We start from the raw sequence: 22,158 nt of genomic DNA, 5'->3' as shown, positions 1-22,158 counted from the left end.
TATGAGGGGTCACTGGACGAGGGGGGCGGACGAGGGTCGGTCGAGGACGGTCAGTAGACGAGGGCCTGGGCCTGGGGGGCCAGGGTCTCCTCGACGAACACGGCGGCGCCGGCGATGCGGATGCCGGGGATGACGTCGTCCTCCGTGATGTCGCGGCGGGCCGCGCACTGCGTGCACACGGTCACCGCACCGCCCTCGAGGACCACCTCGAGGAGGTCCGCGAGCGGCGTCGCGTGCGGCAGGTCGAGGTCCGCGGCGCGGTCCGGGAGGGCGAACCACGCCGACTCGCCGGTCAGCCACAGGGACACGTCGGCCCCGGCCGCGACGGCCGCCGCGGCGACGGTGAACGCCTGGTTCGTGGCCTCCGGCCGCTCGAGGCCGGACGTGGTCTTGATCACGAGGGGTCGCACACCGCTGCTCACCGGAACAGCGTAGGCGTGCCGCGTCGTTAGGATTCGATGCATGACTGCGCTCGAGGGAGTCTTCATCGGCCTGCTCGTCGCGGCGACCCTGGCGATCGCGTGGGTCGCCGGGCTCGTCGTCTGGAAGCTCTTCAAGAGCCAGAGCTGATCCGTCGAGAGGCCTGACATGGCGTTCGTCCTGCCCGAGGGGCTTGCCCCCGAGGTGTACCCGCTCGCGTGGCTCGTGGGCACGTGGACCGGCGAGGGGGTCGTCGGCTACCCCGGGATCGAGGAGACCGCCTTCACGCAGGAGGTCGTGATCGACCACGACGGCGGCCCGTACCTCTCCTACACCTCGACGATCCGGCTCGTCGTCGCCCCTGACGACGCGGCTGCGCTCGACGACGACGCGGCGCTCCGCGACGGCCCCGCGACGTCCGACGGACCGGGTCCCGTGTGGTCGACCGAGTCGGGCTACTGGCGCGTGCCCCCCGAGCGCCCGGACGGCCTGGGTGCGGACCAGCACCCCGTCGAGCTGCTCGTGTCCGACCCGTCCGGCCACGTCGCCGTGTACGTCGGGGAGGTCGGCAAGGGGCGGATCGACCTCGCGAGCGACCTGATCGCCCGCACCGCGACCGGTGCCGAGGTGACCGCCGGGAAGCGCCTGTACGGGCTCGTCCAGGGCGACCTCATGTGGGCGCACGACATCGCGGCCTTCGGGCAGCCGATGCAGTCGTACGCCTCCGCGCGGCTCAGCCGCGCCGACGCGAGCGAGGGCTGACGCGTGACCGCCGACGCCGTCGAGCAGACCACCCACGGTGAGGCCGTGCGGCACACGAGCCCGCTGCTGCAGCGGCGCGGGGCCGTCGCGGGCTCCGGGCCCGACGCCGGGGTCGCGTGGCACTACGGCGACCCGACGGCCGAGCAGCGTGCGCTCACGCGCGGCGGCGCGGTCGTCGACCAGTCGAACCTCGGCGTCGTGCGGGTCGCCGGGCCGGACCGGCTGAGCTGGCTGCACTCGATCACGTCGCAGGACGTCCAGGCCCTGCCGCCGCGCACGTCGACCGAGCTGCTCGTGCTGTCCCCGCAGGGGCACGTCGAGCACGCCGCGGCGGTCGTCGACGACGGCGAGGCGACGTGGCTGGTCACGGAGACGCCCGTCGCGCTCGCGGCCTGGCTGAACCGGATGAAGTTCATGCTGCGCGTCGAGATCGACGACGTCACCGACGACTGGGCGGCGATCGGCGAGCCCGTCGACGCGGAGGGCGCCGAGGGCGAGCCGGTCACGTGGCGCGACCCGTGGCCCACCACCGCACCCGGCGGCACGCGGTACGGCCCGTCCGACGACGAGCACCCGGGTGCTGACCGCGCGTGGCGGCTCGTGCTCGTGCCGCGCGAGCGGCTCGTCGAGGAGGTGCGGGCGCGTGAGGCCGCGGGCTGGCCGCTCGTCGGCACCTGGGCCGCCGAGGCCGTGCGCGTCGAGGCCCTGCGCCCGCGTGCCGCGCGCGAGGTCGACCACCGGACCATCCCGCACGAGCTCGACTGGCTGCGCACCGCCGTCCACCTGCACAAGGGCTGCTACCGCGGGCAGGAGACCGTCGCGCGCGTGCACAACCTGGGGCGTCCGCCGCGGCGGCTCGTGCTGCTGCACCTCGACGGGTCCGGTCACGTGCTGCCCGAGGCCGGTGCCGAGGTGCACGACGTCGCGGGCGAGCCCGGGTCGCCGGAGCCGGGCCGCGTCGTCGGGCACGTCACGTCGGTCGCGCGCCACCATGAGCTCGGCCCCGTCGCGCTCGCCGTCGTCAAGCGGTCGGTGCCGGTCGACGCGCCGCTCGTCGTCGACTCGGACGGGGGCGCCGTGTCGGCCGCGCAGGAGGAGGTCGTGCCCGGCGAGGGCGTGTCGGTCGACCGTCCCGCGCCGCGCGGACCGGTCAGCCGCGGGCTCGGGCACCACCCCAGCCTGTGACCCCCTCCGGCGCGACGGGCTCGCCGTGACCAGCGCCGCGGACGCCGGGCGGCTTCGCCCGCTCGGCCGGCACGACCTCGCCGTGCTCGGGCGTGCGCGGGTGCGGCAGGGCTGGGCGCGCGTCGCCGCGTCGTGGTTCCCGATCCTGCAGGCCGCGGTCGCCGGGGCGGTGGCCTTCGCGATCGCGCACTTCTGGCTCGGACACCCGTACCCGTTCTTCGCGCCCGTGAGCGCGTGGATCGCGCTCGGGTTCTCGATGGACCGCTCGGTGCGGCGGGTCGCGGAGCTCGCGGTCGGGGTCGCGATCGGCGTCGCGCTGGGTGAGCTCGTCGCGGTCGTCATCGGGCAGGGCGCGCTCCAGGTCGGGCTCGTGCTGTTCGTCGCCGCGCTGCTCGCGCGGTTCCTCGACCGGGGTCAGATGCTCACCACGCAGGCGGGCGTGCAGGCGATCGTCATCGTCAGCCTCCCGGCCGCAGCCGGCGGTCCGTTCGGGCGCTGGGTCGACGCGGCCCTCGGCGGTGCGGTCGCGCTCGCGGTCGCGCTCCTCACGCCCAGCGACCCGCGGCGGCACCCGCGCGCGCTCGGGCGTGCGGCGCTCGACGAGGTCGCCGGGGTGCTGCACGTGCTCGCGCGCGGGCTCGACGAGCGGTCCGTGCCGGCCGTCGAGGACGCGCTCGTGCGGGGGCGGGCGTCGCAGCCTGCGCTCGACGAGTGGTCGGAGCGGTCGGCGAACGCCCGCGACCTCGCGCGCCTGTCCCCGGCCAGCCGCCGGTTCGCGGACGAGCTCGCGGGGCACGTCACGGGGGCCGTCCTGGCCGACCGGGCGATGCGCAACACGCGCGTGCTCGCACGACGGGCCCTCGCGGTGCTGGAGGCGGAGGCGCCGCACGACACGTCCCGGCTCGCTGAGCAGGTGGCCGCGACCGCGTCCGCCGTCGACGACCTCGCGGCCGCCGTCGGTGCGGGACGCGACCCCGACTGGGCGAGGACCGCGTTGCTCGCCGTGGCGCACGACCTCGACCCGTTCACGCTGGCCGCCGACGACTGGCAGGTGCAGAGCCTCGTCCTGCTGCACCGCTCGCTCGCGGTGGACCTGCTGGAGTCCGCGGGCGTCCCGCCGCGGGACGCGCGCACGGCCCTGCCGGAGATCTGACCGTCGCGACCCGGCGTCTCGTAGGCTCGGGGCGTGGTCGCGACCCTGCAGATCTACCTGTACCTGATCTTCTTCCTCGTCATCTTCGCGCTGTGCGTGTGGGCGCTGGTGGACCTGCTGCGCCGTCCGACGGCGGCGTTCCCGTCGGCCGGCAAGCGCACGAAGCAGTTCTGGGGAGCGATCCTGGGCGTCGCCACCGCGGTGTCGTTCATGGCGATCCCGCCGCCGATCGGACTGGGCTTCCTGTCGTTCCTCGGGCTGCTGTCGGCGGTCGGGGCGATCGTCTACCTCGTCGACGTGCGCCCCGCGGTCGCGCCCTACAACCGGCGCCGCGGTCCGCGCGGACCGTCGGGCGGCTGGTGACGGCGGACGCCCCGCGCGCGGACGTCGCCGCGGCGGCGGTGCCGCTGGCGCGGGTCGTGCGCGGCGACCTCGTCGAGTCCGTGCACCTCGGGCACCTCGTCGTGCTCGCCCCCGACGGGTCGGTGCGCCTCGCGCTCGGCGACCCGGACGTGACGATCTGGGCGCGCTCGTCCCTCAAGCCGCTCCAGGCGGTCGGGATGCTGCGTGCGGGTCTCGACGTCGACGGTCCGGCGCTCGCGCTCGTGTGCGCGAGCCACAACGGCGAGCCCGGCCACCTCGACGTCGTGCGCGGCGTCCTCGCGGGCGCAGGGCTCGGCACCGACGACCTGCGCAACACCCCTGACTGGCCGCTCGACCCGGACGCCGCGTGGCACTGGCGCGCGGACGGCAACGACCGCTCGTCGCTCACGCAGAACTGCTCCGGCAAGCACGCCGGGATGCTTGCGACGTGCGTGGTCCGCGGCTGGTCGACGGGCGACTACCTCGACGCGACCCACCCGCTGCAGGGTGCGGCGCGGGATGCCGTCGCCGAGCTCACGGGCGTCGAGGTGGAGCGGACGACCATCGACGGGTGCGGTGCGCCGCTGTTCTCGACGACGCTCGTCGGGCTCGCGCGGTCGTTCGCCGCCGTGTCGACCGCGTCGTCCGGTCCCGAGGCCCGCGTCGCGGCCGCGGTGCGCGCGCACCCGTGGCACGTCGCCGGGACGGGGCGCGACGCGACCGCGTTCATGGCGGGCGTGCCCGGGCTCGTGGCGAAGGACGGCGCCGACGGCGTCTACGCGGCGGGCCTGCCGGACGGGTCGGCCGTGGCGCTCAAGGTGCTCGACGGGTCGTCCCGGCCGCGGGCCGCGGTGCTCGCGGCGGCGCTCGCGGTGGCCGGGGTCGACGCGGACGTGCTGCGGCCGCTCGGAGCGACGCCGGTGCTCGGCCACGGCGCGCCCGTGGGGGCGGTCGAGCCGACGTTCGGGCCGGAGCCCGTGCCGCAGCAGGTTCTGGCGTGAGGGCCGTCGTGCAGCGCGTGACGCGCGCGTCCGTGACGGTCGACGGCGAGGTCGTCGGGTCGATCGACCGTCCCGGGCTGGTCGCGCTGGTCGGCGTGACCCCCGGCGACGGTCCCGCACAGGTCGAGCTGATCGCCCGCAAGATCGCGGAGCTGCGGATCCTGCGCGACGAGCGGAGCGCGGTCGAGGTCGGCGCGCCCGTGCTGGTCGTCAGCCAGTTCACCCTCTACGCGGACACCCGCAAGGGGCGCCGGCCGACGTGGAACGCCGCCGCGCCCGGACCGGTGGCCGAGCCGCTCGTCGAGGCGGTCGTCGCGGCGCTGCGCGAGCGCGGCCTCGAGGTCGCGACCGGAGTGTTCGGCGCGGACATGGCGGTCGAGCTCGTCAACGACGGGCCGGTGACGATCTTGCTGGAGTCGTCACCGGCCGCCGGGTGACTCAGGACCTCGCGAAGGTGTGCGACCAGATCTCGCTGCCGTCGGCGTTGAGGTAGACGTACCGGACCTGCGGGTCGGTCGTGATGCCCTGGCTCTCCATCTCGGGGAACACGGCCGAGTCGCACACGCTCTGGAGCTGGTCGACCTGACCGTCGAGGGCGCTCGCGGTGGCCGAGGCGTCGAGCTGCTCCGCGTAGGTGTACGCGTAGACGACCGTGCTCGGCTGCTCGCCCGTGATCGTGATCGCGGAGTACGTGCCGTCGAACTGCTCCATGAGCTGCGGGACGGTCGCCTGCAGCGCCGTCACGTACGCGTCGAGCGCCGCCGCCTGGTCGTCGCCCGAGTCGGCCGAGTCCTCGGTGGCCTCGGTGTCCGTCGCCGGCGCCTCCTTGGTGGGGGCCGTCGACGCGGTCTCCTCGGCCTCCGGGCTGTCGGACGAGCACGCCGCGGTGAAGGTGAGGGCGGTCGCGATCAGCAGCGACGCTGCGGCGCGGCGGGTGGTGGTCTGCACGGGAGTTCCTCTTTCGGTGTGCGTCGACGGACGTGTCGGTGCCGCCGGACGACGGTGTCCCGAGGCAAGGGAAGTCTGGCAGCGCGCACCGACGTGCGCCGGAGGCACCCGGCGGACGAGACGTGACGACGTGCCGAACGGCGCGCGACGCGCGCGTCGGCCGAGCTGGACGGCGTGTGCGCGCACGAGAAGGCCCCTCGGAGTAAGCGTCCGAGGGGCCTTCCCGTGGCCGCAGGTCCGCGTTCGCCGGAGGACCGGCGAGGACACCGCTGCGACGGTGCGGTTCCTGCCCGTCACCCGGCGTCTCTCCGGTTCCGTCGCCCGGGGGCGTCGGCGCCGTCGGTCCGCCGCGGGCGGGAGGACTGCGTCCGGCCTTCCGGTCCGTTGCGACCCCTGTGTCGTCGTCCACAGGTCGACGAGTTGCCTCGTCGAGATGGTCGCCCGTTCTCCGGTCGGCCCGTGCCCGGCAGCCCTCGTCGCCGGTGGTCTGCCCCCGAAAGGGCCTCTCACCTGCGATCTTGGTGCTGTCGAGCTCGTTGGTGAAGTTCTAGTCCTGTGCCGCGGGAGCGTGCAAGGGGGTCCGGAGCCCGACTTTTGTCCACCGCTGCGCCCACAGGTTCGTCCACAGGCCGTGCAGGGCCGACACCGGTTGCGCACAGGGCTGTGGACGGAATATGTGGACACGCCACCCTCAGTTCACCCGTCCGGGGCAAGGTCCTCGTTACGCTTGTCGGCAGGCCCCTCGGTGTAAGCGACCGAGGGGCCTTCGTCGTCCTCGGCCCGGTCGCGTCGTCGGGTCGGGCGCGCCCCCGCGTCACCCGACAGCCTTCGGCACATTCACTACCGGCTGGTAGGTTTTCAGTCGGCCGGTGGTCGCGAGGACGAGGAGCCGTCATGGGGTACGCACCGTTCGACGTCGAGCACGTGCTGGCCGCGCTGACCCTGGAAGAGAAGGCCGCCCTCACGTCCGGCCGCGACTTCTGGCACGCGAAGGGCGTCGAGCGTCTCGGTGTTCCCGCCGTGATGCTCACTGACGGTCCCCACGGCCTGCGCAAGCAGCGTAGCGGCGCCGACCACCTCGGCCTCCTCGACTCCGTCCCCGCGACCTGCTTCCCGACGGCCGCGGCGCTCGGCTCCACGTGGGACGTCGACCTCGTCCGTCGTGTCGGCGAGGCGCTCGGCCGCGAGACCCGTGCGAACGACGTCGCCGTCCTGCTCGGCCCGGGCGTCAACATCAAGCGGACCCCGCTGTGCGGGCGCAACTTCGAGTACGTGTCCGAGGACCCCGTCGTCGCGGGCGAGATCGGTGTCGCGCTCGTCGACGGCATCCAGCGCCAGGGCGTCGGCACGTCGCTCAAGCACTACGCGGCCAACAACCAGGAGACGGACCGCATGCGCGTCTCCGCCGAGGTCGACGAGCGGACCCTGCGCGAGATCTACCTGCCCGCGTTCGAGCGGATCGTCACGCGCGCGCAGCCGTGGACCGTCATGTGCGCGTACAACAAGGTCAACGGCACGTTCGTGTCCGAGGACCACTGGCTGCTCACGGAGGTCCTGCGCGACGAGTGGGCCTTCGAGGGTCTCGTCGTGAGCGACTGGGGTGCCGTGCACGACCGCGTCGCCGCGCTCGACGCCGGGCTCGACCTGCAGATGCCCGGCGCCGGGCCGCGCCCCGACGAGGCCGTCGTCGACGCCGTCCGCAGCGGCCGGCTCGACGAGGCCGTGCTCGACACCGCCGTCCGCCGCGTCCTGCACCTGATCGCCCGCGCGCTGCCCGCGCTCGACGACGCCGACGCGACGTACGACGCCGACGCGCACCACGCGCTGGCCCGCGAGGCCGCCGCGGCCGGTGCCGTCCTGCTCAAGAACGACGCCGTCGACGGTGCATCGGTCCTCCCGCTCGACGGCGCCGACGGGCTGCTCGTCGTCGGCGAGTTCGCGCGCACCCCGCGCTACCAGGGCGCCGGCTCCTCGCAGGTCGTCCCGACCCGCCTCGACGACGCGCTCACCGCGCTCCGGGCGGCCACGGGCACCGACCTGCCGTTCGAGCCGGGCTTCACGATCTCGGGCGGGCCGACAGGCGACGACGACGCGCTCCGCGCGGCCGCGGTGGAGGCGGCCCGTGCGGCGCGCACCGTCGTCGTCTTCCTCGGCCTGCCCGGGCCTGACGAGTCCGAGGGCTACGACCGCCCCCGGCTGGGCCTCCCCGACAACCAGGTCGCGACGCTCGAGGCGGTCGCGGCGGTGAACCCGCGCGTCGTCGTCGTGCTCGCCAACGGGTCCGCTGTGTCGCTGCCGTGGCGCGACCGCGCCGCCGCCGTGCTCGAGACGTGGCTCGGCGGGCAGGCGGGCGGGTCCGCCGTCGCCGACCTGCTGCTCGGGACCGTCGCGCCGTCCGGCCGGCTCGCGGAGTCGATCCCGCTGCGGATCGAGGACACCCCGGCGTTCGGCAACTTCCCGGGCGAGGGCGGCGTCGTCCGGTACGGCGAGGGCGTGCTGGTCGGGTACCGCTGGTACGACACGCGCGGCGTCGACCTGGCCTACCCGTTCGGCCACGGGCTCACGTACACGACGTTCGGCTACTCCGACGTGCGCGCGGAGGCCGTCGGTGAGGGGGCCGACGTGCGCGTCGAGGTGTCCGCCACCGTCGCCAACACCGGGGACCGGTCCGGCTCCGAGGTCGTGCAGGTCTACGTCCGCGACCCCCAGGCGTCCGTGCTGCGGCCGACGCGCGAGCTCAAGGCGTTCGCCAAGGTCGCCCTGGATCCCGGCGAGTCGAGGACCGTGACGTTCACGCTCGACGCGCGCGACCTGTCGTACTGGCACCCCGGGCTGCGGCGCTGGGTCGTCGAGGGGGGCATGTTCGTCGTCGAGGTCGGCGCGTCGTCGCGGGACGTGCGAGGCAGCGCTGCCGTCGAGGTCGTCGGCCAGCCGCTGTGGGGCGAGCTCACCGCGTGGTCGACGCTCGCCGAGTGGCAGGAGCACCCCGTCGGCGGGCCGCTCATCGGAGCCGTGCTGGCGGCCGGCGACGCACCCCCGATGGACGACACGATGGCGGCGATGATGGCGCAGACGCCCGCACGCGTGTTCGCGGACTTCGGGCTGTCGCCCCTGACGCCCGAGCAGCTCGACGCGCTGGTGGAGAAGGCGAACGCCTAGCACGGCGGCGATCCGGCCGACCTCCGGCCGCACCCGTGGCCGTCGGCGACGTCCGCCGTGCGGCGCCTCCGGACCGCGGCTCGTCGCGATCCACGGCACTCGGCGCGTCGCTACCGCGCGGCGTCGTCCACCGGCACGAACAAGGCCGCGTAGGCAGCGCGCAGTCCCGCGGCCATGTCGACGCGCGTGCCCGGCGCGTCAGCCTCGAGCAGCCACTGGACCTGGAGCCCGTCCATGACGGCGACGAGCAGGCGGGCGGCGGTCAGCGGGTCGACGCCTGCGCGCAGGCGGCCGGCGCGGCGGCGCTCCTCGAGCATCTCGGCGGTCGTGCCCACGACGCGCGCGTACCGGTCCTGGAAGTAGGCGTGCGCGGGGTGCGCGGGCGACGTGGCCTCGCCCGCGAGGGTCGTGAACAGCTCGACGATCGCGGGGCGCCGGGCGTTGCGCTCGACCAGCAGGACGAGCGCCTCGAAGTAGTCGACGCCCGCCTCGCGGTCGGCGCGGATCGCGGCCTCGTCGATCTCGTCGCGGCGCTGCAGCACCGCCTCGAGCAGCGCCGCCTTGTTCTTGAAGTGGTGCAGCAGGCCCGGGTGGGTGATGCCGACGCGGGACGCGACCTCGCGCAGCGACGTCGACTTGTACCCGACCTCGCCGAACAGCCGCATCGCGGCGTCGAGGATCTCCTCGCGCGTCGCTCGCCCGCGGGCGTAGCCGGTCGGGGTGCCGCTGACCTCGGTCGACATGCGCCCAGGATGGCACGTGGCCGTCAGGCGCCGGGTCGGGGGACCGGCTCAGGACTCGTCGGGCGACGGTGCCGGACCGGTCGAGCCCGACCCGCCGGACTCGGCCGGCGAGCCGCTCGGCCCAGGGCTCGGCTTCGACGCCGGCGCGTTGCCCGCGACCTGGTCGAGCGTGTAGCCGATCCCCGCACCGGCGCCCGCGACGAGCAGCAGCGTGATGCCCGCGAAGATCAGCGAGCGCGCGGGCGTGAGCTTCGCCAGCCCCGCGGCGACCTGCGGGACGAGGGCCTGCACGGCCGCGGTCGGTGCGTCGCGCGCACCCCCGCCCGGGTCGGACTCGGTGGTCTCCGTCGTCGTGACCTTGACGTACTCGGCGGTGAAGGTCCCGCACCCGATCGCGATGAGCAGCAGCCCGCCCGCGCACAGCGCACCGATCGCGAGCGCCCCGAGCTGGCCGGTCGACCGCACGTCGATCAGGTGCCACACCACGGCACCGACGCCCGCCACCAGCACCACGCCGACGACCCAGCCGACCGCGTGCCGCACCTCGAGCGAGCGCAGCGAGAACGCGGGCTCGCTCGTCGTGGTCCTCGTCGTCCTCGTCGGCACCCCGTCACCCCGCTCCCGCGCGACCCCGCGCGACCGCCCGTGCACCGCGGCGCGGGCCCCCGTGCCGCACCGTCGCGGCGTCGTCGGTCCCGCCCCGGCCGCCTCCGCGACCTGGTCCGCACGCTAGACCCGGGCAAACCGGGCGCGCGAGCCCGCGCGCCGCTGGCCGGGCCGCGGCGCCGCCCTCAGGATGGGGCGCATGCAGATCGAGGCGGTCCAGGGGGACATCACCCGGCAGGACGTCGACGCGATCGTCAACGCCGCGAATTCGTCGCTGCTCGGCGGCGGCGGGGTCGACGGCGCGATCCACGCGGCGGCCGGGCCGCGGCTGCTGGAGGCGTGCCGCCGCGTGCGGAAGACGGAGTACCCCGACGGGCTCCCCGTCGGTGACGCCGTCGTGACGCCCGGGTTCGACCTGCCCGCGCGGTGGGTCGTGCACACCGTCGGCCCGAACTGGAACCGCGGGCAGCGGGAGACCGCCGACCTCGCGTCGTGCTTCACGCGGTCGCTCGAGCGGGCGGTCGAGGTCGGCGCGACGAGCATCGCGTTCCCCGCGGTGAGCGCGGGTGCGTACGGGTGGGACGCCGACGAGGTCGCGCGGATCGGCGTCGCCGCGGCGCGCGCGTGGCAGGGGTCGACCGAGCGTCCCGACGAGGACGGTCACACCCACCCGAGTGGGATCTCGCTCGTGCGGTTCGTGTTGTTCTCGGCGCCGGTGCTGGACGCCTTCGAGCGCGCGCTGGCCGCCCCGCACCGCTGACGTCGCCCCGCACCGCTGTCGCGGCGCACACCGGTGATGCGGAGGCGGCGCATCGCCCCTCGGCGCGGGCCCGATGCCTGGTCCCGAGGTCCCGTCGTCTCGCGCCGGCCGGCCCGCCCGTCCCGCGACGCGTGGGTTCGCGGGACGGGCCGGCGGTCGCCGAGCGGTGGTCAGCGGGTCGCGACGGGCTCCTGCCGGGCGACGTCGGGGCCCTCCAGCGCATGGCGGGCGTGCGGCGGCTCGGGTCGCCGGGACAGCGCGCTCGGCCACCACATGCGCGGGCCGATGTCGAGGTTGAGCGCGGTGACGAGGATCGACCGCACGACGAGCGTGTCGAGCAGCACGCCGAGCGCCACGGCGAACCCGATCTCCGCGAACGACACGACGGGCAGCGTGCCGAGCGCGGCGAACGTCCCGGCGAGCACGAGCCCGGCGGACGTGATGACCCCGCCCGTCGCCGCGAGCCCGACGAGCGCGCCGCGACGGTGGCCCAGCCGCAGCGCCTCCTCGCGGACGCGGGTCATGAGGAAGATGTTGTAGTCGACGCCCAGTGCCACGAGGAAGACGAACGTGAACAGCGGGAACGACGAGTCGGTGCCGCCGAACCCGAACGCGTAGCGGAAGACGAGCGCGCTGATCCCGATGGCCGCACCGAAGCTCAGCACCACCGTGCCCATGAGGACGAGCGGGGCGACGAGCGAGCGCAGGAGCACCACGAGCACCAGGAACACGACCAGCAGGATGATCGGGATGAGCAGCCGGTTGTCCGCCGCGGAGGCCCGCTGCGCGTCGAGGTCGATCGCGGTCGACCCGCCGACCATCGCGTCGGCGTCGGGCACCGCGTGCACGGCGTCGCGCACCCGGTCGACGGTCGAGTCGGCCGCGTCGCTGTCGGGCGCCGACTCGAGCGTCCCCTCCAGGTAGGCGAGGCCGTCGGCGACCACGGGCTCGCTCACCGAGTCCCCGTCGATGCCCTCGACCCCGGCGAACGCGTCGCGGACCGCGTCGGCCTGCGCGGCGTCGGCGAGCACGACGACGGGCGCGCCCGCACCGCCGTCGAAGTGCGCCTCGAGGACCTTCTCGCCCTCGATCGACGGCTGCGACGTGCGGAACGACTCCTCGTTCGACAGCCCGGACGGGTCGAGCTGCAGCCAGCCGATGCTCGCGACGGCCAGCACCCCCGCGGTCGCGAGCCAGATGCGGCGCGGGTGACGGGCGACCTGCGCGCCGATCCGCGCCCAGACGCCGTGCGTCGTCGGCTCGTCGTCGCCCAGGTGCGGCACCTTCGGCCAGAACACCCAGCGCCCGAACGTCACGAGCAGCGCGGGCAGCAGCGTGAGCATGACGAGCAGCGCGACGCCGATGCCGATCGCGGCGACCGGGCCGAGCCCGGCAGTCGAGTTCATGGTCGCGAGGACCAGGACGAGCATGCCCGCGGCGACGGTCGCCGCCGACGCGATGATCGCGGGGCTCGCGCGGTGCAGCGCCTCCGCCATCGCCGCGTGCCGGTCGCCGTGCTTGCGCAGCTCCTCGCGGTAGCGGGCGACGAGCAGCAGCGCGTAGTCGGTGCCCGCGCCGAACACGAGGACGGTGAGGATGCCCGCGCTCTGCGCGTTCACGGTGAGGTCGAACCGGTCCGCCAGGACGTACACGACGGCCTGCGCGACGGTCAGCGCGACGACCGCCGACGCGACCGGCAGCAGCCACAGCACCGGGCTCCGGTACGTGAGCAGCAGCATGACGATGACGACGCCGCCCGCCGCGAACAGCAGCGTCGAGTCGATGCCCTCGAACGCCTTCGACTGGTCGGCCGCGAGGCCCGCGGGGCCGGTCACGTACGGCACGAGGCCGTCCGCGTCCTCGGCGGCGGTCGCGCGGATCTCCTCGACGGTCGGCCCGAGCGAGTCCCAGCCGTCGGGCGCGTCGATCGGCACGATCACCTGGACCGCCTCGCCGTCCTCCGACGGGATCGGCCCGACGACCTCGCCGGCGAGCTCGTCGAGGTCCGCGAACGCCGCGACGTCCGCGGCGACCGTCTCCTGGTCCGACGGGCGCAGACCGCCCTCCCGCTCGTACACGACGACCGCGGGCACCACGTCGTCGGGCTGGAACGCGGCCGCCGCCGCGAGGACCTCCGTCGACTCCGCGTCGGCGGGGAGCCACGACTCCGCGTCGTTCTCCTGCGCGCTCGTGAGCTTCCCCGCGAGCGGCCCCAGCAGGGCGGTGACGACGAGCCAGAAGGCGATGACGACGTACTTCACGTAGCGGTGGGTGATCCACCCGGCGACCTGGGACATGACGGTTCCTCGGGTCTCGACGACAGGGACGGCCGGTGCGGTGGTGCGAGCGGTGCGGCGGCACGAGCGGTGCGCGCAGGACGGGCGGTGCCGGTGGTGCGGACGTGCCGGTGCGGGCGGGCGCGCCCTGCGGCGCGCGTCGTGCGCGACGAGCGTGGTCCGGGTCGCCCGACGCACCCCCTGCGCCGCGCAGCCCGTGAGGACGACGCTCTCGCAGAAGGGGACAGACCGGACATCCGGGATACCCCCGAATCGTGGGTCGGGGTTCCCCGACGTGTCGAGGGCGCGCTCTCAGGGTCCGCTCAGAAAGCGGTGCCGAGCAGCCAGTCGCGCACCGCGGCGGTGACCGCCGCGTCGTCCTTCGGGGAGTGGTCGCCCGTCACGAAGACGATGGTCAGCGGGCCGCGGACCGTCGACAGGTGCGTCGTCAGCTCGTCGGGCGAGCCGAACGGGTCGCGCCGCCCCGACACCGCGAGCACCGGGACGGCGATGTCCGGCAGGTGCTCGACGCGCAGGCGGTCCGGCCGGCCCGGCGGGTGCAGCGGGTACGAGAGCAGGACGAGCCCCGCGACCGGGAGCCCGTGGGCGACGGCCATCGACGACATCCGCCCGCCGAACGACCGTCCGCCCAGGACGAGGCGCTCGGTCCTGACGCCGAGCCGGTCTGCGAACGCGGTCGCGTGCTCGCGCAGGTGGGCGACGGCGGCGTCGGGGCGGTCGGGGGCGCGGCTGCCGCGCTCGCGGTTCGGGAAGTTCAGCCGCAGCACGGGCAGCGGAGCCAGGGCGGCCTCGAGCGCGACGAGCGTCCGGTGGTCCCGGTCGGCGCCCGCGCCGGGCATCAGCACGACCCCGGCGACGTCCACGGGCCGTCGCTGCGTCCCGTCGTCCTCGGTCATGCCCCCACCTTCTCGTGCCGCCCGCGCGCCGACCACAACACTGCGCGCGTCTCACCGTGGTCGGACGCGCGCAGTGTTGTGCTCGACGGCCTCGGTGGGGGATGCCGGCCGGCGCCTCGTCAGCGGAGGAGGTGGGGCTGGACGGCGGTGAGGGCGCGGGCGACGTCGTCGGGGTCGTTCCAGACGTGGAAGGCCAGGCGGACGCCGCCGCCGCGGCCCGCGACCCGGCAACCCGCGTCCGTGAGGGCCGCGCGGAGCGTCCCCGCGTCGTCGTCGGGGAGCGAGACGATCGCGCTGCCGCCCGGGCCGAGCCCGACGCCGTCCCGGAACGCGTCCGCGAGCGCGACGTCGTACGCGCGCACGTCGTGCGGGTCGGCGGTGGCGAACGCCTCGATCGCGGGTGCGGTGCCGAGCCACACCAGCCACGCGGGGGAGACGTCGAAGCGGCGCGCGTCGGCCGCGAGCGTCATCTCCGGGCCGTAGATCGACCGCCAGATCTCCTCACCCGCGTACCAGCCCGCCGACAGCGGGCGCAGGCGCTCGCGGGCGGCCTCGCTCACCGTGAGGAACGCCGCGCCGCGGGGTCCGGCCAGCCACTTGTACGCGGCGCCGACGGTCACGTCGAAGCGGCCCGCGTCGACGGGGAACCAGCCGACGGCCTGCGTCGCGTCGCACACCGTGAGCGCGCCGACCGCCCGTGCGGCCGCCACGACCGCGTCGGCGTCGGCGACCCGCCCGTCGCGGGACTGCACGAGCGAGAACGCCACGACGGCCGTCGACGGCCCGACGCTCGCCGCGAGCTCCTCGAGCGGCACCTGCCGCACGGTGACGCCGCGGTCGGCGTGCACGAGGAACGGGAAGACGACCGACGCGAAGTCCCCGTCGACGACCACGACCTCGGCACCGTCGGGCACGCTCGCCGCGACCAGGCCGACGAGGCTCGACGCCTGTGCGCCGATCGCGACCGACGACGTCTCGACGCCGACGATCCGGGCGTACGCCGCCCGCGACCGGGCGACCGCGTCGTCGTACGCCGCCATGTCGATGCGCCCCGCCTGCCACGCGTCGATCCCGGCGCGCATCGCGTCGGCCGTGGCGCGGGGCGGGAGGCCGCACGTCGCCGCATCGAGGTAGCCCGGGACGCGGTCGATCGCCGCGCGCAGGCTCGCGAGCGGGTCGGTCGTCGTCTGCGAGGTGCGCGCGGGCGCTGCGTCGGTCGTCATGCGCCCGATCGTCACCCCGTGCACCGCCGCGGCACAACGACCGGACCGGTGCGGCGGTGCTGCAGTCGTCGCTCGCGCCCCCGGGCCCGGGGGCGTCGGCGGACGCGAGGGCGGTGGTCCGGCCGTCACCCGGCGACGGCGGGCGTCAGCGGACGACGGCGGCGACGGCCGACACCTCGACGAGCGCGCCCGGCACGCCGAGGCCCGCGACGCGGGCGGCGGTGACCAGCGGCGGTGCGCCCTCGCGCGCGAGCGCCGGAGCGGCCGCACCGTACGCGGCGGCGAGGTCGACGCCGTCGACGAACAGCACCGTGACGCTCACCAGGTCGGCGGTCGTCGCTCCCGCGGCGCCCAGCGCGGTGACGAGGTTCTCCATCGTCTTCGTCACCTGCGCGGCGACGTCGTCACCGCCGACGAGCGCGCCCGACGCGTCGACGGCGTTCTGCCCGCCCACGTGGATCGTCGTCGCGCCGGGCGGGACGACGGCGGCGTGGGAGAACGCGGGGCTCTGCACGAGCCCGTCGGGGCGGAGGAACGTGATGGTGTCCATGCAGCCGACGCTAGAGCGGTATCCGGACGGATCGCGTCCGGGTTGTCGGCCTCAGTCGAGCGCGATGCGCAGCGCGGCGGAGATCGTGCGGACCACGCCGTTGTCGTTGTTCGACGGGGCGACGAAGCGCGCGTGCGCGCGGACCTCGGGGTGCGCGTTGTCCATCGCGAAGGACCAGGCCGCCGCGTCGAGCATGCCGAGGTCGTTGAAGTAGTCGCCGAACGCCATCGTCTGCTCGCGCGTGACGCCCAGCGCCTCCTGCACGGACCGCAGCGCGGCCCCCTTGTCGACCGTGCGGCTCATGACGTCGACCCAGTGCTGGCCGGACACCACGACGCGCGACTCGCGGCGCAGCTCGGACAGCGCCGGCCCGGCGCCGCGCTCGGCGGGCCCGAAGTCGTAGACGGCGACCTTGAGCACGTCGTCGTCCACCGCGCGCAGGTCGTCGACGACATCGAGCAGCGCGTAGTAGGGGCGGCACTGCGCGAGGAACCGCTCGTCGGTGCGCTCGACGTACGCGGACCGCTTCCCGCACAGGACGGTGCCGACGTCGAGGCCCGCGGCGGCCTCGGCGCGGACCACGTCGACGACGTCGTGCGCCGTGGCCGTGTCGAGCGTGTCGGACGCGACCTCGACGCCGCCACGCACCACGTAGCCGCCGTTCTCCGCGACGTAGACGAGGTCGTCGCGGCCGATCTGGGCGCGCAGCGTCGCGTACTGCCGGCCGCTCGCCGGGCACACCATGACGCCGCGCGCGAGCAGCTCGTCGAGCAGCGGCCAGAACGTCGGGTGCACGCGCTTGTCGTCGTCGAGCAGCGAGCCGTCCATGTCGAGCGCGACCAGGCGCACGTCGGGGACCTCGTCGAGGACGGGCGGCTCGAGCACGGGGAAGTCGGCGTTCACCCGGCCCATCCTCGCAAACCGCCGCCCGCCGCCCCGGGCGCCCGGGCACGGGCCCGGACCGACCGCCCGTCCGGGTCGCCTTTCACGCCTGCGGCGAACACGGGCAGTGGGGGGTACCCCCTGTGGTTAGCATCGAACAACGCCGCTCGTCGTCGCCCACCGGCCGCCGCCCCGGGTACCCGGCGAGCACGTCGCTCGTGAGGAGTGCACATGTTCGAGAGATTCACGGACCGAGCCCGCCGCGTCGTCGTCCTCGCCCAGGAAGAGGCGCGGATGCTGAACCACAACTACATCGGCACCGAGCACATCCTCCTGGGTCTGATCCACGAGGGTGAGGGTGTCGCGGCCAAGGCCCTGGAGTCGCTCGGCATCTCCCTCGAGGCCGTCCGCGCCCAGGTGCAGGAGATCATCGGCGAGGGCCAGCAGGCGCCGTCGGGCCACATCCCGTTCACGCCGCGCGCCAAGAAGGTCCTCGAGCTGTCCCTGCGCGAGGCGCTGCAGCTCGGCCACAACTACATCGGCACCGAGCACATCCTGCTCGGTCTCATCCGCGAGGGTGAGGGTGTCGCCGCGCAGGTGCTCAACAAGCTGGGCGCCGACCTCAACCGCGTCCGCCAGCAGGTGATCCAGCTGGTGTCGGGCTACCAGGGCAAGGAGCCGGTCGCTGCCGGCGGTCCCCAGGAGGGCCAGCCCTCGGGCTCGGCCGTGCTCGACCAGTTCGGTCGCAACCTCACGCAGGCGGCGCGTGACGGCAAGCTCGACCCGGTCATCGGGCGCGAGAAGGAGATCGAGCGGGTCATGCAGGTGCTGTCCCGCCGCACCAAGAACAACCCGGTCCTCATCGGTGAGCCCGGCGTCGGCAAGACGGCCGTCGTCGAGGGGCTCGCGCAGGACATCGTCCGCGGCGACGTGCCGGAGACGCTCAAGGACAAGCAGCTGTACACGCTGGACCTGGGCGCGCTCGTGGCCGGTTCCCGCTACCGCGGTGACTTCGAGGAGCGTCTGAAGAAGGTCCTCAAGGAGATCCGCACGCGCGGCGACATCATCCTGTTCATCGACGAGATCCACACCCTCGTGGGTGCGGGTGCCGCCGAGGGCGCGATCGACGCCGCGTCGATCCTCAAGCCGATGCTCGCCCGCGGCGAGCTGCAGACCATCGGTGCCACGACGCTCGACGAGTACCGCAAGTACGTCGAGAAGGACCCGGCCCTGGAGCGCCGCTTCCAGCCGATCCAGGTGTCCGAGCCGAACCTGCAGCACGCGATCGAGATCCTCAAGGGTCTGCGCGACCGCTACGAGGCGCACCACCGCGTGTCCATCACGGACGCCGCGCTGGTGGCCGCCGCGACGCTCGCGGACCGGTACGTCAACGACCGCTACCTGCCGGACAAGGCGATCGACCTGGTCGACGAGGCCGGCGCGCGCCTGCGCATCCGCCGCATGACGGCTCCGCCGGAGCTGCGCGAGCTCGACGAGCAGATCGCCGAGACGCGCCGCGACAAGGAGTCGGCGATCGACGAGCAGGACTTCGAGAAGGCCGCTCGCCTGCGCGACGCCGAGAAGCAGCTCGGTCTCAAGCGCCAGGAGAAGGAGAAGGCCTGGAAGTCCGGCGACCTCGACGCGGTCGCGGAGGTCGACGAGGAGCTCATCGCCGAGGTGCTGGCGAACGCCACGGGCATCCCGGTGTTCAAGCTCACCGAGGAGGAGTCCAGCCGTCTGCTCCGCATGGAGGACGAGCTGCACAAGCGGGTCGTCGGCCAGGACGCCGCCATCAAGGCGCTGTCGCAGGCCATCCGCCGCACGCGCGCCGGGCTCAAGGACCCGAAGCGTCCCGGTGGGTCGTTCATCTTCGCGGGCCCCACGGGCGTCGGGAAGACGGAGCTCGCCAAGGCGCTCGCGGAGTTCCTGTTCGGTGACGAGGACGCGCTGATCCAGCTCGACATGTCCGAGTTCTCGGAGAAGCACACCGTGTCGCGGCTGTTCGGCTCGCCCCCCGGCTACGTCGGCTACGACGAGGGCGGTCAGCTCACCGAGAAGGTGCGCCGTCGTCCGTTCTCCGTCGTCCTGTTCGACGAGGTCGAGAAGGCGCACGCGGACATCTTCAACTCGCTGCTGCAGATCCTCGAGGACGGTCGCCTGACCGACTCGCAGGGCCGGGTGGTCGACTTCAAGAACACCGTCATCATCATGACCACCAACCTCGGCACGCGGGACATCGCCAAGGGCCTGCAGACCGGCTTCCAGGCCGGCGGCGACCTGTCGACGTCCTACGAGCGGATGAAGGCGAAGGTCAACGACGAGCTCAAGACGCACTTCCGTCCCGAGTTCCTCAACCGCGTCGACGACGTGGTCGTGTTCCCGCAGCTCTCGCAGCCGGAGATCTTCGCGATCGTCGACCTGATGGTCGCGAAGCTCGACAAGCGTCTGCGCGACAAGGACATGGGCATCGAGCTCACCCCGGCGGCCAAGAAGCTGCTGTCGGAGAAGGGCTACGACCCGGTCCTGGGCGCCCGGCCGCTGCGCCGCGCGATCCAGCGGGACATCGAGGACACGCTGTCCGAGAAGATCCTGTTCGGCGAGCTCAAGTCCGGCCAGCTGGTCGTCGTGGACGCCGAGGGCGAGGGCCTGCTCGGGGAGTTCATCTTCCGCGGCATCGCCAAGGGTCTGCGCAAGGAGCCCGTCCCGGTCGGCGCGAGCGTCGGCACCCCGGGCTCCGGCACGGACGTCCCGGCGGCCCCGCCGATCACGGGCGCCGGCGACGGCGGCACCGGAACCCAGCCGCTCGGCGCCTGACGTCGATGGCCTGACACGACGGCCCGGTCCCCTCACGGGGGCCGGGCCTTCGTGCTGCCGCCACTGTCGGGTGCGCGACGGTGGCATCCGGTGAGCGCGGGTTCCCGCCGGGGTGCGAGGGCTGCCGTCCGAGCGGGCGGTTGTGGTCAGGGCGTGGGCGCTACCGCCGGGCGACGCCCAGCGTGCGCAGATGGAGCGAGGCGAGGTCGCGGACGACCGGCGCGTCGTCGTCGCGCCACGCCGCGGCGGGGTCGGGGTGCACCGCGAGCAGGTCGCGCGGCGCGGCGGTCGTCAGCGCACGCAGCGCGAGCACGCGGTCGCCCTCCGGACCCGCGGACGACAGGCGGCCCACGTCGCTCGTCCGGCGCCACCACCGCACGCGCGGGCCGATCCGGGCGACGAGGGCGACGAGGAAGGGGACGGCGACGACGGCGACGGCGAGCACGAGCGCGAGCCGCTCGACCGCGTGGACCTGCTCGTAGCTCGCCGTCGCGATCGCGGCCGCACCGTCGGACGCGCCGTCGAGCGGGGCGGACAACGGTTCGCCGACGAGCGGGACGTCCGCGACGCCGTCGCGTCCCGCGGCGAGCTGGTCGGCGATCCCGTCGGCGCCCGAGCCGATGCTGCGGACGGGGTCCGCGAGCCGCCACACCGCCTCGTGGACGCGGAGGGCCAGCCACACGGCGCCCGCGACGACCGCCAGCGCGACGAGGTCGCCGACGACCTGTCGTCGCAGGGTCGGGCCCGGGGTCGCGTAGAGGCGAGGCACGCGCCGCATGCTAGGACCGGCCGCTCCGGCGGGCTCGTCGAACGGTGTACCGGGCCTGCCGTCGCGCCTCGCGCTCGATCGGACGCTCGGAAGGCCTGTCGAGCGACGCGCCGGTCCTCCCGGCACACCTCAGGATCCGACCGGACGCTCCGGACCCGTTCGACGGAAGGCCCGGCGGACCGGCCCGTGCCCGTGCGGAGCACCCGGCCGCACGGGGCGGGCCGGATGCTCCGCACGAGGGGACGCGCGGACCTGTCGTCAGCCGACCGTCACGGGTAGCTGGCGAGGTAGGCGGGGATGGTCGCCGTGCCCTGGGCGACCCCGCCCGCGTCGTTGACGACGTGCGCGATCACGCCGTTCCCGCCGAGCGAGACGGTGAGGATGTTGTGGAACCGCACGCCCGGCCTGGTCGGTGCCTGGAACCCGCTGTCGACGACGATGCTCGGGTCGACGTTGAAGTAGCTGTACACGCCGCCACCCCACAGCTCGTGCGTCGTGACAGCGTCGGCCACCCGGTAGCCCGCGTAGCCGCGGCGGGAGCCGTTCTGCCACGCCGCCTGGTTCGGCACGTCGTACGGCAGCTCGTTCTGGTAGAAGATCGTCCGCCCGCGCTCACCGTTCCAGAGCGTGTTCTCGCGCTGGTAGTGCTCGACGAACAGGCCGAGCCCGAGCACGTCGTCCCCGTTGACGACTAGGCCGTACGCCGACGGGTTCTCGTTCCAGCCGACCCCGGCGCCGTGGTCGCCGCGCCACGACCAGATGTGGTCGATGATCGTGTCGTCGGAGTTCACGACGATGGCCGACGTGACCTTGCCGGGGATCCGGCCGCCGACGCGGACGAACACGTCGTGCAGCGAGACCGGGTCGGCCGCCCGGTCGGTGTGGTTGCCGGCCGTGCCGACCTGGAGCATCGACGGCGAGCTCGTCACGCCCGCGTCGAACAGCACGCTCGCGATCCGGACGCCGCCCACGTCGCCGACCCGCAGGGCGGTCTGGCCGGCCGTGGGGACGATCGTCGCGTAGCCGAGACCGAGCACCACGGTGCCCGCGCGGTCGACGGTGATCGTCTTGTCGAGCTCGTAGATGCCGGGCGTGAGCAGCAGGTGCAGACCCTGCGCGAGCGCGGCGTTGATGCGGTCGGCGCTGTCGCCCGGCTTGGCCACGTAGAACCGGCTCAGCGGGATCGAGGTGCCGGGCGTGTTCGGCCACGAGACGCCGCGCGCGTTCACGCGGGTGGACGGGACGAAGACGGACAGCGACTGCCACGTCGTGCCGGTGCCGGACTGGTAGAGGTACGGCTTCTCCCGGCTGATCGGCGTCGTGTCGAGCACGGTGTGCGACGGGTTCGGGAAGTGCGGCGCCGGTGAGCCGGTCACGCCCGAGAACACCATGTTCCACACCGAGCCGTCCCAGCTGCCCAGCGCCGAGTCACGCGTGTACCACTGCTGCTGCGACGCCGACCTCATCATGCCGTCGACCTTCGAGTCGGCCGTGAACCCGCCCGACGCCCACCCGTACGACGACGGGAAGACCGCGAGGTCCCCCGCGACGTGGACCCGGCGCATGGGTGCCGCCTGCGAGACTGCCCAGCGGTTCTCGCCCGTGAACGGCGTGATCGTGAGGTTCT

20 protein-coding genes are annotated in these 22,158 nt (G+C 74.3%); 9 read left to right on the top strand and 11 right to left on the bottom strand.

Annotation, left to right across the window (positions count from 1 at the left end):
• Positions 1–50: 50 nt before the first annotated feature.
• Positions 51–422: a DsrE family protein gene (locus OMK64_RS17860; RefSeq protein ID WP_272729709.1), complete on the bottom strand. Its 372-nt coding sequence runs from the start codon at positions 420–422 to the stop codon at positions 51–53.
• Positions 423–588: 166 nt separating this feature from the next.
• Here OMK64_RS17860 and OMK64_RS17855 point away from each other — a divergent pair, with 166 nt between their 5' ends.
• Genes OMK64_RS17855 through dtd form a run of 6 tightly spaced genes read left to right on the top strand, consistent with a single transcriptional unit; the run spans position 589 to position 5,321 of the window.
• Complete coding sequence (locus OMK64_RS17855) at positions 589–1,182, top strand: heme-binding beta-barrel domain-containing protein (RefSeq protein WP_272729708.1); 594 nt, start codon at positions 589–591, stop codon at positions 1,180–1,182.
• Between the two features lie 3 nt (positions 1,183–1,185).
• The gene (ygfZ, locus tag OMK64_RS17850; protein ID WP_445292859.1) at positions 1,186–2,367 is read left to right on the top strand and encodes a CAF17-like 4Fe-4S cluster assembly/insertion protein YgfZ; all 1,182 of its coding nucleotides are present in this window, start codon (positions 1,186–1,188) and stop codon (positions 2,365–2,367) included.
• Between the two features lie 25 nt (positions 2,368–2,392).
• Entirely contained in the window at positions 2,393–3,520 is a 1,128-nt protein-coding gene (locus OMK64_RS17845; RefSeq protein ID WP_272729707.1) for an FUSC family protein, read from the top strand.
• A gap of 33 nt (positions 3,521–3,553) precedes the next feature.
• Positions 3,554–3,883, top strand: coding sequence for a DUF2516 family protein (locus OMK64_RS17840; protein ID WP_272729706.1), 330 nt, complete (start codon positions 3,554–3,556; stop codon positions 3,881–3,883).
• Complete coding sequence (locus tag OMK64_RS17835) at positions 3,877–4,884, top strand: asparaginase (RefSeq protein WP_374694116.1); 1,008 nt, start codon at positions 3,877–3,879, stop codon at positions 4,882–4,884. Before OMK64_RS17840 ends, OMK64_RS17835 begins: the two co-directional genes overlap by 7 nt.
• On the top strand, positions 4,881–5,321 hold the full coding sequence (gene dtd / locus OMK64_RS17830; RefSeq protein ID WP_272729704.1) for a D-aminoacyl-tRNA deacylase: 441 nt from the start codon (positions 4,881–4,883) through the stop codon (positions 5,319–5,321). The genes OMK64_RS17835 and dtd overlap by 4 nt, the downstream gene beginning before the upstream one ends.
• Before the next feature lies 1 nt (position 5,322).
• Here dtd and OMK64_RS17825 read toward each other — a convergent pair whose 3' ends face one another.
• A complete protein-coding gene (locus OMK64_RS17825; RefSeq protein WP_272729703.1) occupies positions 5,323–5,832 on the bottom strand; it encodes a DUF4854 domain-containing protein in 510 nt (169 codons plus the stop codon).
• 894 nt (positions 5,833–6,726) lie between these two features.
• On the opposite strand from OMK64_RS17825, the gene OMK64_RS17820 reads away from it, so the two are divergent.
• Positions 6,727–8,991 (top strand): aryl-beta-d-glycosidase, encoded by a 2,265-nt coding sequence (locus OMK64_RS17820; protein ID WP_272729702.1) that lies wholly within the window; start codon positions 6,727–6,729, stop codon positions 8,989–8,991.
• A gap of 110 nt (positions 8,992–9,101) precedes the next feature.
• On the opposite strand, the gene OMK64_RS17815 is transcribed toward OMK64_RS17820, so the two are convergent.
• Both OMK64_RS17815 and OMK64_RS17810 read right to left on the bottom strand, forming a co-directional pair.
• Positions 9,102–9,734 carry a TetR/AcrR family transcriptional regulator gene (locus tag OMK64_RS17815; RefSeq protein WP_272729701.1) on the bottom strand — a complete coding sequence of 211 codons (633 nt, stop codon included), beginning with the start codon at positions 9,732–9,734 and terminating at the stop codon, positions 9,102–9,104.
• 48 nt (positions 9,735–9,782) lie between these two features.
• Positions 9,783–10,340 carry a hypothetical protein gene (locus OMK64_RS17810; protein WP_272729700.1) on the bottom strand — a complete coding sequence of 186 codons (558 nt, stop codon included), beginning with the start codon at positions 10,338–10,340 and terminating at the stop codon, positions 9,783–9,785.
• Between the two features lie 199 nt (positions 10,341–10,539).
• Here OMK64_RS17810 and OMK64_RS17805 point away from each other — a divergent pair, with 199 nt between their 5' ends.
• The gene (locus OMK64_RS17805; RefSeq protein ID WP_272729699.1) at positions 10,540–11,100 is read left to right on the top strand and encodes an O-acetyl-ADP-ribose deacetylase; all 561 of its coding nucleotides are present in this window, start codon (positions 10,540–10,542) and stop codon (positions 11,098–11,100) included.
• 170 nt (positions 11,101–11,270) lie between these two features.
• Here the strand turns inward: OMK64_RS17805 and OMK64_RS17800 are convergent, their stop codons facing one another.
• The 5 genes from OMK64_RS17800 to OMK64_RS17780 form a co-directional block, all read right to left on the bottom strand.
• Positions 11,271–13,397 carry an MMPL family transporter gene (locus OMK64_RS17800; protein WP_272729698.1) on the bottom strand — a complete coding sequence of 709 codons (2,127 nt, stop codon included), beginning with the start codon at positions 13,395–13,397 and terminating at the stop codon, positions 11,271–11,273.
• A 302-nt stretch (positions 13,398–13,699) separates the two neighbouring features.
• Complete coding sequence (locus tag OMK64_RS17795; RefSeq protein WP_272729697.1) at positions 13,700–14,293, bottom strand: alpha/beta hydrolase family protein; 594 nt, start codon at positions 14,291–14,293, stop codon at positions 13,700–13,702.
• Positions 14,294–14,412: 119 nt separating this feature from the next.
• Complete coding sequence (locus OMK64_RS17790) at positions 14,413–15,516, bottom strand: aminotransferase class V-fold PLP-dependent enzyme (RefSeq protein ID WP_272729696.1); 1,104 nt, start codon at positions 15,514–15,516, stop codon at positions 14,413–14,415.
• A gap of 145 nt (positions 15,517–15,661) precedes the next feature.
• Positions 15,662–16,066, bottom strand: coding sequence for a Rid family hydrolase (locus tag OMK64_RS17785; RefSeq protein ID WP_272729695.1), 405 nt, complete (start codon positions 16,064–16,066; stop codon positions 15,662–15,664).
• Between the two features lie 51 nt (positions 16,067–16,117).
• Complete coding sequence (locus OMK64_RS17780) at positions 16,118–16,969, bottom strand: Cof-type HAD-IIB family hydrolase (protein WP_272729694.1); 852 nt, start codon at positions 16,967–16,969, stop codon at positions 16,118–16,120.
• A gap of 210 nt (positions 16,970–17,179) precedes the next feature.
• On the opposite strand from OMK64_RS17780, the gene OMK64_RS17775 reads away from it, so the two are divergent.
• The gene (locus OMK64_RS17775) at positions 17,180–19,762 is read left to right on the top strand and encodes an ATP-dependent Clp protease ATP-binding subunit (RefSeq protein ID WP_272729693.1); all 2,583 of its coding nucleotides are present in this window, start codon (positions 17,180–17,182) and stop codon (positions 19,760–19,762) included.
• Positions 19,763–19,922: 160 nt separating this feature from the next.
• Here OMK64_RS17775 and OMK64_RS17770 read toward each other — a convergent pair whose 3' ends face one another.
• Both OMK64_RS17770 and OMK64_RS17765 read right to left on the bottom strand, forming a co-directional pair.
• Positions 19,923–20,531 (bottom strand): hypothetical protein, encoded by a 609-nt coding sequence (locus OMK64_RS17770; RefSeq protein WP_272729692.1) that lies wholly within the window; start codon positions 20,529–20,531, stop codon positions 19,923–19,925.
• A 269-nt stretch (positions 20,532–20,800) separates the two neighbouring features.
• A partial coding sequence (locus OMK64_RS17765; protein WP_524536918.1) for a pectate lyase-like domain-containing protein occupies positions 20,801–22,158 on the bottom strand: 1,358 nt, incomplete at its 5' end.

The organism is Cellulomonas fimi, assembly GCF_028527925.1.
Taxonomy (GTDB): Bacteria; Actinomycetota; Actinomycetes; order Actinomycetales; family Cellulomonadaceae; genus Cellulomonas; species Cellulomonas fimi_C.
This window is presented reverse-complemented; position numbering and strand designations above follow the sequence as displayed.

What these genes read in the sequence shown, in the direction of transcription:
- OMK64_RS17800 (WP_272729698.1), bottom strand. Translation starts at nt 13,397, where the DNA reads ATGTCCCAGGTCGCCGGGTGGATCACCCACCGCTACGTGAAGTACGTC.
- OMK64_RS17805 (WP_272729699.1), top strand. Translation starts at nt 10,540, where the DNA reads ATGCAGATCGAGGCGGTCCAGGGGGACATCACCCGGCAGGACGTCGAC.
- OMK64_RS17855 (WP_272729708.1), top strand. Translation starts at nt 589, where the DNA reads ATGGCGTTCGTCCTGCCCGAGGGGCTTGCCCCCGAGGTGTACCCGCTC.
- OMK64_RS17790 (WP_272729696.1), bottom strand. Translation starts at nt 15,516, where the DNA reads ATGACGACCGACGCAGCGCCCGCGCGCACCTCGCAGACGACGACCGAC.
- OMK64_RS17795 (WP_272729697.1), bottom strand. Translation starts at nt 14,293, where the DNA reads ATGACCGAGGACGACGGGACGCAGCGACGGCCCGTGGACGTCGCCGGG.
- OMK64_RS17785 (WP_272729695.1), bottom strand. Translation starts at nt 16,066, where the DNA reads ATGGACACCATCACGTTCCTCCGCCCCGACGGGCTCGTGCAGAGCCCC.
- OMK64_RS17815 (WP_272729701.1), bottom strand. Translation starts at nt 9,734, where the DNA reads ATGTCGACCGAGGTCAGCGGCACCCCGACCGGCTACGCCCGCGGGCGA.
- OMK64_RS17820 (WP_272729702.1), top strand. Translation starts at nt 6,727, where the DNA reads ATGGGGTACGCACCGTTCGACGTCGAGCACGTGCTGGCCGCGCTGACC.
- OMK64_RS17775 (WP_272729693.1), top strand. Translation starts at nt 17,180, where the DNA reads ATGTTCGAGAGATTCACGGACCGAGCCCGCCGCGTCGTCGTCCTCGCC.